Here is a 1,175-nt window from a genome sequence, read left to right on the forward strand (position 1 = left end):
GGAAAGTAAAGATCTGTTGAAAGAGTTGGAGGAGAAACGGAAGAAAATAGAAGAGGGTGGAGGTCCTGAAAAGGTTGAGAAACAACACAAGAAAGGAAAATTGACTGCATGGGAAAGAATTGAACTCCTCGTTGATCCTGGTTCCTTCACCGAATTCGGAGAGTTTGTAAAAACAAGAAGCACCTACTTTGGTCTTGATAAGAAGTTTATTCCAAGAGATGGAGTTATAACAGGTGTAGCCACTGTCAATGGAAGAAGAATAGCTCTCTACGCTCAGGATTTTACAACACTGGGAGGTTCTCTCGGCGAAATGCACGCATTGAAAATAGCTAAGATGCAGGATCTTGCCATGAAACTCGGTATTCCATTTATTGGTATGAATGACTCTGGTGGTGCAAGAATTCAAGAAGGTGTTGACTCACTCTTTGGATACGGAGAAATATTCATTAGAAACACAAAAGCTTCTGGAGTTATTCCACAGATCTCCATCAACATGGGACCTACAGCTGGAGGAGCAGTCTATTCCCCGGCAATTACAGATTTCATAATAATGACAGAGAAGGCAACAATGTTTATTACAGGTCCCAATGTTGTTAAAGCAGTAACAGGAGAAGAGATAAGTCAGGAGGAACTTGGCGGAGGACTTGTCCATAACCAAAAGAGCGGTAATGCTCATTTTCTTGCAAAAAATGATGAAGATGCCATTGAAATTACAAAGAAGCTTCTATCTTACATTCCAGATAACTACCTTCAGGAACCAGCCATAGTCGAAACAGGTGATCCTATTGATAGAGCAGATGACGAATTAAGAGACATAGTTCCAACAGATCCATCCAAATCCTACGATGTCAAAGATATTATAAGAAGAGTGGTTGACAATGGAGAATTTCTTGAAGTTCACGCTTTGTATGCTCCAAACATTGTTGTTGGATTTGCAAGAATAGGTGGAAGAAGTGTTGGAATTGTGGCAAATCAGGCAAAGTATCTTGCAGGAGTCCTTGATATAAACTCATCTGATAAGGCAGCAAGATTTGTGAGATTCTGTGATGCATTTAATATTCCCCTCGTTACATTCACAGATACTCCTGGTTTTCTTCCCGGAGTAAATCAGGAACATGGTGGAATTATACGGCACGGAGCAAAACTTCTCTACGCATTCTCAGAAGCCACAGTTC

1 protein-coding gene is annotated in these 1,175 nt (G+C 40.7%); it reads left to right on the forward strand.

The features are described from left to right. Positions 1–13: 13 nt before the first annotated feature. Positions 14–1,175, forward strand: a 1,162-nt coding sequence (locus tag J7J33_02750; protein ID MCD6168211.1) for an acyl-CoA carboxylase subunit beta, incomplete at its 3' end; no start/stop codon positions are given.

The organism is Caldisericia bacterium (genome assembly GCA_021158845.1).
In the GTDB taxonomy this organism is placed as follows: domain Bacteria; phylum Caldisericota; class Caldisericia; order B22-G15; family B22-G15; genus B22-G15.